Here is a 9,037-nt window from a genome sequence, read left to right as displayed (position 1 = left end):
ACGCTGGTCTCCATTGCAGATACCAGCTTGAATCACGATCACCGCGCCCGGTGAATCCCTTTTGTCAACACGCCCTAAAAGCGAGCTTTTAGGTGCAAAGCCGTGATATTGGAGGCGAACGACGATAATCTTACGGTTGGCAACAGATCTTGCAAAGGCGAAGGTCGGTAATATCCGCATTGCCGCCACCTGTCCCCCGCATGACGCAGGGGCGGGCGAAGAAGGGGGCGGTACCCCCTCACCCCGCCAACCGATCCAGCACCCGCGCCCATGACCGTATCCCCTTGTGGAACGACTCCATGTCGTATTTCTCGTTCGGGGAGTGGATCTGGTCGTCGTCGCGGCCGAAGCCGATCAGCATCGCGTCCATGCCGAGGATCGACTTGAAATAGCCCGCGATGGGGATCGAGCCGCCCGATCCCACATAGGCCGCGGGCACGCCCCATTCCTCGGTCAGCGCGGCGCGGGCGGCCTCGAACGCGGGGGCGGAGATGTCCATGCGGCTCGCCGGGCTGGCGCCGTGGGGGGCGAAGTCGGCGGTGCAGTCGGGGGGCAGTTGGGCGCGGACCCAAGACCGGAACGCGGTGCGGATCGCATCCGGGTTCTGGTCGCCCACCAGACGGAAGCTGACCTTGGCATGGGCTTCGGCGGGCAGCACGGTCTTGAACCCCGCGCCGGTATAGCCGCCCCAGATGCCGTTGATTTCCGCCGTCGGGCGCGACCAGATCATTTCCAGCGGTGTGCGCCCGACCTCTCCGGCCGGGGTGGACAGGCCCACGTCGCCGAGGAACCGCGCGTGATCGAACCCCAACCCCTGCCATTGCGCGCGGATCGCATCGGGCAGTTCGTCCACGCCCTCGTAGAAGCCCGGCACCGTCACCCGGCCGGTATCGTCGTGCAGGCCCCCCAGAATGCGCGTCAGCACCCGGATCGGGTTGATGGCGGCGCCCCCGTACATGCCGGAATGCAGGTCCTTGTCGGGGCCGCGCAGGGTGATTTCCTCGCCCACCAGCCCGCGCAGCATGGTGGTGATCGCGGGCACGCGGCCCTCGAACAGGCCGGTGTCGCAGATCAGCGCCAGATCGGCGGTCAGTTCGCCCGCATGCGCCTGCATGAACGGGATGAGGGAAGGGGAGCCCGATTCCTCCTCTCCCTCCAGGAACACGGTGATGCGGCAGGGCAGGGTGCCGTGGGTGGCCTTCCAGGCGCGGAACGCCTCGACAAAGGTCATCAGCTGGCCCTTGTCGTCGGCCGCACCCCGGGCGCGGATGACGCGGCCCCTGGCGGTATCCTCGACGCCCGGGTCGAAGGGGTCGCGGGACCACAGGTCGATAGGGTCCACCGGCTGCACGTCGTAATGGCCGTAGAACAGCAGATGCGGGCCCGCGCCGTCATGATGCGCCACCACCATCGGATGGCCCGGTGTCGCCCGCTTTTCCGCGCGAAAGCCGAGGGTCGTCAGATCCGCCACCAGCCAGTCGGCGGCGCGCTGGCAGTCGTCCGCATGCGCCGGGTCGGTCGAGATCGAGGGGATGCGCAGCAGGTCGAACAGCCGCGCCACCGCCGCGTCGAGATCGGCGTCGATACGGGCGAGGACGGGGGCGAGGGCGGGCATCGGCGTCTCCTTCAGGTCATGCGCGGGGGGAGTTTACCCGGCCCGCCGCCGGGTGCCAGCCCCGTGTTTGCACGGCGGGAAAGCGGGGGTTCGGGAAATGGAAGTTGGCGCGGGGAAAGTGCCGCCCTAGCGTGGCCCTGCCGCAAGCCTTGCCAGCCGGCGCGCGCGGCGGATCACGCAATGACAGGCCTTCCGGCGGCGGTCGCCGGGGCGGCCCCGGGCGCGCGCCCGGGGGCAACAGGGGGAACGGGCGATGGCCAAACCGCTTTGGGCGATGGATGCGGCGGATCTGGCCGACCGGATCCGCCGGCGCGAGGTATCCTGCGTCGAGGCGGTCGATTCGGTGCTGGCCCGCGTCGCGGCGGTGAACGCCGCCCACAACGCGCTGACCTCGGTCGAGGATGACGACGCCCGCGCCGCGGCCCGCGCGGCCGACCGGCGGCTGGCGGCGGGCGATCCGGTGGGGGCGCTGCATGGGGTGCCCTTCACGGTGAAGCTCGACACCGATGTGGCGGGCCGCGTGACCGATCTGGGCGCCGCCGCGTTGCAGGCCAATGTCGCGGCAGAGGATGCGCCCGCCGTCGCCCATCTGCGCCATGCCGGTGCGATCTATATCGGCAAGAGCAACGCGCCCTGCTTTTCCATGCGCGGTTTCACCGACAACGCGCTTTACGGCCGCACGCTGAACCCGTTCGACGCCGCGGCCTCTGCCGGCGGGTCGAGCGGCGGGGCCGCGGTGGCGGCGGCGCTCGGCCTCGGGCCGGTGCATGTGGCGACGGACCGGGGCGGGTCGATCCGGCTGCCGTCCTGGGCCAATGGCGTGGTGGGGCTGCGGCCCACGATCGGGCGCGTCGCCGTCTACAATGCCAGCGAGGGGGGCGAGCGGAGCCTGACGCATCAGCTGACCTCGGTCTGGGGGCCGGTCACGCGGACGGTGCGGGATGCGCGGCTGGCGCTGCGGGTGTTCGCCGAGCCGGATGCGCGCGACCCGCAATGGACGCCCGCGCCGCTGGACCGGCCCGTCCCCGCGCCGCTGCGGGTGGCGCTGTTCCGCCGGTGGGGCGACCGGGGCGCCGATCCGGCGGTGGCCGGGGCGCTGGATCAGGCGGCGGCGGCGCTGGCGGCGGCGGGCTGCATCGTGGAAGAGGCGGCACCGCCGCATTTCGACGAACTGGAAGAGATGCGCCAGCGCATGGCGGTGGACGACGCGCGCCGCGGCCGGGCCGGGGTGCAGGCGGCGGGCGACGACATGGCGCGCAAGGTTTTCGACACGATCATGGCGCTGTCGCCCCCGCGCACGGTGGACGAGGCTTTGGCCGATTATCAGCGCAAGCATGTCATCGCGCGCGACTGGTCGCTGCGCTTCGCCGACTGTCCGCTGATGCTGATGCCGGTGTCCTGGCGCCACCGCATCCCGCAGGACGAGGATCTGCAGGGCCCCGACCGCTATCGCGCGATGCTGCGCGACCTGTCGTGCCTGACCACGGTCGCCACGCTCGGCCTGCCGGGGCTGGCGGTGCCGACGGGGCTGGCGGGCGGGCTGCCGGTGGGGGTGCAACTCGTCGCCCGCTGGTTCCGCGAGGACATCCTGCTGGCCGCAGGCGAGATCATCGAACGCGCCAGCGGCTTTTCCGCCCTGCAAACCCTCGCCGCGCGCGGCGTCTGACACTGCAAACATGGAGGTACCAATGAAATCCGCCCTACTCGCCGCGGTTGCGGCCCTTGCGCTGGCCGTTCCCGCCGCGGCACAGGACGCGATCACCCTCAAGGTCGCCCATCCGCTGCCCGAGACGCATTTCTCCTGGCAACTGGGCATCAAGCGCGTGCTCGATACGATCACGGAACAGACCAATGGCCGGGTGCAGTTCGAGGTCTATCCCGGCAACCAGTTGGGCCGCGACACCTATGGGCTGCTGAAATCGGGCATCGCCGACATGGCGATGATCGTGCCGGTCTACATGGCCGACAAGTTCCCGCTGACCGCGGTGACGGAATTCCCCGGCTTCTACGATTCCACCTGCGAGGCTTCGGCGAAATATCAGGAACTGGCCAAGCCGGGCGGGCCGCTGGACGTGGCCGAATATGCGCCGCAGGGGCTGAAGATGGTGTTCGTCACGACGACGGCGCCGCAACGCTACATGACCGCGACCAAGAAGGTCGCCTCGCTTGAAGAGGCGGCGGGGACCAAGATCTATGCCGCGGGTGCGGCGCTCGGCAAGTCGGTCCGCGCCGTGGGCAGCGTGGCGATCAGCATCACCGCGTCGGAGCTTTACGATTCCGTCAACCGCGGTACCGTGGACGGGGCGCTGTTCCCCTATTCCAGCACCGACGCCTACAAGCTCGGCGGGATCCTGAGGAACGAGGTCGGCGGGATCAAGTTCGGCGTCACGAGCTGGTTCGTCGCCATGGGCGAGCGGTCGTTCGACGCCCTGCCGCCCGAGGTGCAGGAGGTGGTGCTGAACGCCGGCCTTTCGGTGGAGCGGGAGTTCTGCGCCTTTACCGACAACGACGACGCCCGGATCCGGCAGGAACTGAGCGCCAGGGGCGATCTGACGATCAACGAACTGTCCGACGAACAGAAGGCGCTGTGGCTGGAACGGCTGGCGGCGGCGGCCGAGGAATGGGCAGCGGAAATGGATGCCGCGGGGCTGAAGGGTTCCGAACTGCTGGCGGCGATGCGCAACGCGGGCGCGGGGCAGTAAGCCCCGGGGCCACACCCGCCCGTGGAAGTGCGGGCGGGGCCGCCGCCCCCTGTCAAGCCGCGCCGCCCTGCGCTAGAAGGGCGGGGGGACCGGCAGGATGAAAGGGCAGGGCATGCGCAAGGGGATCTGGATCGGCGCGGTGGCGCTGGCGGCGGGGATGGCGGCATGGTCCGCCGCGGCGGGGCCCGTGCCGAGCGAAACCGCGGCGGCGCAGCTATACCCGGTGAAGCCCGCCGCCGTCACGCTGACGAAATCCGCCGCCGTGCCCGCCGCCGACCGCGCGCTGCTGGAACAGGCGCTGAAGGACGTGACCTATTACGCCGCCGTCGCGGTTTCACCCACCGAAGGGATCCGGGGGCCGTCCGCCGCGGTGGCGGCGAATTTCCACGACATCGACAATGCCCGCCGCGCCGCGATGCGCATCTGCGGCGAAAAGCGCGCCGCGAACGCCCGCCCCTGCGAGGTGGTGGCAGAGGTGCGCCCCGCCGGCTGGGAAAAGGGCCGCCTGCAACTGTCGGCCGCGGCGACCGAGGCCTTCGCCGACAAATACCGTTCGGTCCGCCGGGCCAAGGCGCTGGCGGTGTCGCCCTCTACCGGCAGTTGGGGCATCGGCAAGGGGGGCGATGCGGCCACTCGCGCGCTGGCCGACTGCGCCCGCCTCGGCGCCGCGGGGCCGCTGGTGGACTGCATCGTCGTGATCGCCGACTGACCCCGAATCGTGCCGCCGGCCGCGTCTCGGGGCCTGTCCCCACGCAGGGCGACTTGAGATACATTCAAAAAGCGGCATTTTGACCACTGGTCTGATGGCGATTTGAGCTATATCAAGGCACGACCCAGCTGGAATGAGAATTGTTCCAGAGAACGCTAGGGAGTGATGACGATGAACTACGATGCCGCGCTCGATGCCGCCCTGAACAAGCTGCATGAGGAAGGGCGCTATCGCACCTTCATCGATATCGAGCGTCGCAAGGGCCACTTCCCCCAGGCGATCTGGCGCCGCCCCGACGGGACGGAACGGGAAATCACCGTCTGGTGCGGCAACGACTATCTGGGCATGGGCCAGCATCCGGTGGTTCTGGCCGCGATGCACGAGGCGCTGGACGCCACCGGCGCCGGGTCGGGCGGCACGCGCAACATTTCCGGCACCACCGTCTATCACAAGGCGCTGGAGGCCGAACTGGCCGACCTGCACGGCAAGGAAGGCGCGCTGATCTTTTCCTCGGCCTATGTCGCCAATGACGCGACGCTGAGCACGCTGCCCAAGCTGTTCCCGGGCCTCATCATCTATTCCGACGCGCTGAACCACGCCTCGATGATCGAGGGCATCCGGCGCAACGGCGGCGCCCGGCGCGTGTTCCGCCACAACGACGTGGCCCATCTGCGCGAACTGATGGCGGCCGACGATCCGGCCGCGCCGAAACTGGTGGCCTTCGAATCGGTCTATTCGATGGACGGCGACTTCGGCCCGCTGGCGGCGCTGTGCGACGCGGCAGAGGAATTCGGCGCGCTGACCTATCTGGACGAGGTGCATGCCGTCGGCATGTACGGGCCCCGCGGCGGCGGCGTCAGCGAACGCGACGGGCTCGCCCACCGCATCGACATCATCAACGGCACGCTCGGCAAGGCCTTCGGCGTCTTCGGCGGCTATATCGCGGCCTCGGCCCGGATGGTCGATGCCATCCGTTCCTATGCGCCGGGGTTCATCTTCACCACCTCGCTGCCGCCGGTGGTGGCGGCGGGGGCGGCGGCCTCGGTCCGGCATCTGAAGGGCGACCAGGCGCTGCGCGACCGCCACCAGATGGCCGCACGGATCCTCAAGATGCGGCTCAAGGGCCTCGGCCTGCCGCTGATCGACCATGGCAGCCATATCGTGCCGGTGCATGTCGGCAATCCGGTGCATTGCAAGATGCTGTCGGACATGCTGCTGGAACAGTTCGGCATCTATGTGCAGCCGATCAACTACCCCACCGTGCCGCGCGGCACCGAACGGCTGCGCTTCACGCCCTCGCCGGTGCACGACCCCAAGCAGATTGACCATCTTGTGAAGGCGATGGACAGCCTGTGGTCGCATTGTGCGCTGAATCGTGCCGAAGCTTCGGCCTGATGGTGCTTCTGCGGGTGCACAAGCACCAAGGAATGTGTTAGCTCTTCGGCAAGGAACGCACCCGAGTCGGTCGGCTCTCGGGTCATAACCGGAAATGGGGCAGGCGCATGCAGTGGCGAAGGGCAAAACCTTCGGCAGAAGTCGAAGAGAAACCCAAGGGTTTCGATGACTTCGACTTGCGTCTGGGCGACCTCATGCGGGGCGAACGCGCCACCTTGGGCAAGTCGCTGCTGGACGTGCAGCGCGAACTCAAGATCAAGGCCACCTATATCGCCGCGATCGAGAATGCCGATGTGTCGGCCTTCGAAACCCCGGGCTTCGTCGCCGGTTACGTGCGGTCCTATGCGCGCTATCTGGGGATGGACCCGGAATGGGCCTATGCCAAGTTCTGCGCCGAGGCGAATTTCTCGGTCGCGCATGGCATGTCCCCCGCCGCCTCGATCCAGCGCAGCGCGCCGCCCAAGGCGCGGCCCCGCCCGCATAACGGCGACCCCCTGGGCGATCCCAATGCCAGCTTCGTGCCGCGCGGCGAAAGCATCCTCAACCGGATCGAACCCGGGGCCGTCGGTTCCGTCCTCGTGCTGGCGGCGCTGATCGTGGGCATCGGCTATGGCGGCTGGTCCGTGCTGCGCGAGGTGCAGCGCGTGCAGGTCGCCCCGGTGGAACAGGCGCCCTCGGTGGTGGCCGACATCGACCCCTTGGGCAATGTCGGCACCGGCATGACCTTGCAGGTGGCAGAGGCCGAGGCGGCCCGCCCCGCCAGCGGCCCGGATGTCGAGGCGCTCGGCCGGCTCTACCGTCCGCAGGCGCTGGAAACGCCGGTGCTGGTGGCGCGCGACGGGCCCATCGCGGCGATCGACCCGAAGTCCAACGGCGCGCTGGCGCATCTGGAAGGCAAGCCCGTCCCCGGCGCGAACCCCACACCGGAGGAGCTGGCGCAGCAGATCGTCAAGGTCGTGGCAGAGGCCGCGCCGGCGGTGGAAATCGTCGCGGTGCGCCCGTCCTGGGTGCGGGTGCAGGCGGCGGACGGCACGGTGATGTTCGAGAAGATCCTCGACGCGGGCGAACGCTATGTGGTGCCGCAGGGCGAAAAGCCGGCGGTGCTGCGGGCGGGGAACTCGGGGTCGGTCTATTTCGCGGTCAACGGCGAAACCTACGGCCCCGCGGCCCCGGGTGCGCAGGTGGTCAAGAACGTGGCCCTGACGCCCGAGGCGCTGACCTCGAGCTTTGCGCTGGCCGATCTTTCGCGCGACCCCGATCTGGCGCGCGTCATCGCGGTGGCGCAGGCAGGCCCCGCGAACGAAGGCGTGAACGCCGACTGACCCTGCCTTGCCCCCGGGGGAGGGGGCGGTTATCTGTGGCCCCACGCGCCCCGACCGCGGGGCCGGCATGCGAGGGCCCCAGCCATGAGCCACAATCCCGTCCGCCCCTGGCGCAACATCGACCGGCGCAGGTCGCGCCAGATCCGCGTCGGCAAGGTGCTGGTGGGGGGCGATGCGCCGATCTCGGTGCAGACGATGACCAACACCATCACCTCGGACGTCAAGGCGACGATCGAACAGGTGCAACGCTGCGCCGTCGCCGGGGCCGATATCGTCCGCGTCTCCACCCCCGATGTGGACAGCACGCGGGCGCTGCGGGAAATCGTGGCGGAAAGCCCGGTGCCGATCGTGGCCGACATCCATTTCCACTACCGCCGCGCGATCGAGGCGGCAGAGGCGGGCGCCGCCTGCCTGCGCATCAACCCGGGCAATATCGGCGATGCGAAACGGGTGGCAGAGGTGGTGCGGGCGGCGAAGGACCACGGCTGTTCCATCCGCATCGGGGTGAACGCGGGTTCCCTGGAACGCCACCTGCTGGACAAATACGGCGAGCCTTGCCCGGATGCGATGGTGGAATCGGGCCTCGACCATATCAAGCTGTTGCAGGACCACGATTTCCACGAATTCAAGATCTCGGTGAAGGCGTCGGACGTGTTCCTCGCCGCCGCCGCCTATCAGGCGCTGGCGGAGGCGACGGACGCGCCGATCCATCTGGGGATCACCGAGGCGGGCGGGCTGGTGTCGGGCACGGTGAAATCGGCCGTCGGGCTCGGCAATCTGCTCTGGGCCGGGATCGGGGATACGATCCGGGTGTCGCTGTCGGCCGATCCGGTGGAAGAGGTGAAGGTCGGGTTCGAGATCCTGAAGTCGCTCGGCCTGCGGCACCGGGGGGTGACGATCATCTCCTGCCCTTCCTGCGCGCGGCAGGGGTTCGACGTCATCAAGACGGTGGCGGCGCTGGAGGACCGGCTGGCGCATGTGACGACCTCGATGAGCCTCAGCATCATCGGCTGCGTGGTGAACGGGCCGGGCGAGGCGCTGATGACCGACATCGGCTTTACCGGCGGCGGGGCGGGCAACGGCATGGTGTATCTTGCCGGAAGGCAGAGCCACCGGATGTCGAACGACCAGATGGTCGACCATATCGTCGAACTGGTGGAACAGAAGGCCGCCGAGATCGAGGCCGCCCGCGACGCCGCGGAATAGCGGGCCGGGGAGGCTCCCGCCCCCCGGCGGCGGCCTTGCGGCCGCCACCGGGCGTTGGGCCGGGCGCCGCTGCGCGGCGCGGTTGTGC

Annotated in this window: 8 protein-coding genes; 6 read left to right on the top strand and 2 right to left on the bottom strand. The window is 69.2% G+C overall.

Translation table 11 applies throughout. The annotated features are described in order from the left end of the window. Window positions 1-180: hypothetical protein (locus tag RGD00_RS18115; RefSeq protein WP_310458685.1), on the bottom strand; the 180-nt coding region annotated here is incomplete at its 3' end. A 58-nt stretch (window positions 181-238) separates the two neighbouring features. Next, entirely contained in the window at window positions 239-1,615 is a 1,377-nt protein-coding gene (locus RGD00_RS18110) for a M20/M25/M40 family metallo-hydrolase (RefSeq protein ID WP_310458684.1), read from the bottom strand. 253 nt (window positions 1,616-1,868) lie between these two features. On the opposite strand from RGD00_RS18110, the gene RGD00_RS18105 reads away from it, so the two are divergent. From RGD00_RS18105 to ispG, 6 genes are all read left to right on the top strand, one after another. Beyond that, window positions 1,869-3,281: an amidase gene (locus RGD00_RS18105; protein ID WP_310458683.1), complete on the top strand. Its 1,413-nt coding sequence runs from the start codon at window positions 1,869-1,871 to the stop codon at window positions 3,279-3,281. A 22-nt stretch (window positions 3,282-3,303) separates the two neighbouring features. Then, window positions 3,304-4,317: a TRAP transporter substrate-binding protein DctP gene (dctP, locus tag RGD00_RS18100; protein ID WP_310458682.1), complete on the top strand. Its 1,014-nt coding sequence runs from the start codon at window positions 3,304-3,306 to the stop codon at window positions 4,315-4,317. Between the two features lie 112 nt (window positions 4,318-4,429). After that, the gene (locus RGD00_RS18095) at window positions 4,430-5,026 is read left to right on the top strand and encodes a 5-aminolevulic acid synthase (RefSeq protein ID WP_310458681.1); all 597 of its coding nucleotides are present in this window, start codon (window positions 4,430-4,432) and stop codon (window positions 5,024-5,026) included. Between the two features lie 171 nt (window positions 5,027-5,197). Continuing rightward, the gene (hemA, locus tag RGD00_RS18090) at window positions 5,198-6,421 is read left to right on the top strand and encodes a 5-aminolevulinate synthase (protein WP_310458686.1); all 1,224 of its coding nucleotides are present in this window, start codon (window positions 5,198-5,200) and stop codon (window positions 6,419-6,421) included. Between the two features lie 107 nt (window positions 6,422-6,528). Further along, window positions 6,529-7,743 (top strand): helix-turn-helix domain-containing protein, encoded by a 1,215-nt coding sequence (locus RGD00_RS18085; RefSeq protein WP_310458680.1) that lies wholly within the window; start codon window positions 6,529-6,531, stop codon window positions 7,741-7,743. 84 nt (window positions 7,744-7,827) lie between these two features. Continuing rightward, window positions 7,828-8,949 (top strand): flavodoxin-dependent (E)-4-hydroxy-3-methylbut-2-enyl-diphosphate synthase, encoded by a 1,122-nt coding sequence (gene ispG / locus RGD00_RS18080; RefSeq protein WP_310458679.1) that lies wholly within the window; start codon window positions 7,828-7,830, stop codon window positions 8,947-8,949. The last annotated feature ends 88 nt before the right edge of the window (window positions 8,950-9,037 follow it).

Source organism: Ruixingdingia sedimenti (genome assembly GCF_031432425.1).
GTDB classification, from domain to species: Bacteria; Pseudomonadota; Alphaproteobacteria; order Rhodobacterales; family Rhodobacteraceae; genus Ruixingdingia; species Ruixingdingia sedimenti.
Note: the sequence above shows the minus strand (reverse complement) of the source record. Positions and strands in the feature narration are given on the sequence as shown.

Coding starts and splice junctions, on each gene's coding strand:
- RGD00_RS18085 (WP_310458680.1), top strand. CDS start 6,529: ATGCAGTGGCGAAGGGCAAAACCTTCGGCAGAAGTCGAAGAGAAACCC.
- ispG (WP_310458679.1), top strand. CDS start 7,828: ATGAGCCACAATCCCGTCCGCCCCTGGCGCAACATCGACCGGCGCAGG.
- hemA (WP_310458686.1), top strand. CDS start 5,198: ATGAACTACGATGCCGCGCTCGATGCCGCCCTGAACAAGCTGCATGAG.
- RGD00_RS18105 (WP_310458683.1), top strand. CDS start 1,869: ATGGCCAAACCGCTTTGGGCGATGGATGCGGCGGATCTGGCCGACCGG.
- RGD00_RS18110 (WP_310458684.1), bottom strand. CDS start 1,615: ATGCCCGCCCTCGCCCCCGTCCTCGCCCGTATCGACGCCGATCTCGAC.
- RGD00_RS18095 (WP_310458681.1), top strand. CDS start 4,430: ATGCGCAAGGGGATCTGGATCGGCGCGGTGGCGCTGGCGGCGGGGATG.
- dctP (WP_310458682.1), top strand. CDS start 3,304: ATGAAATCCGCCCTACTCGCCGCGGTTGCGGCCCTTGCGCTGGCCGTT.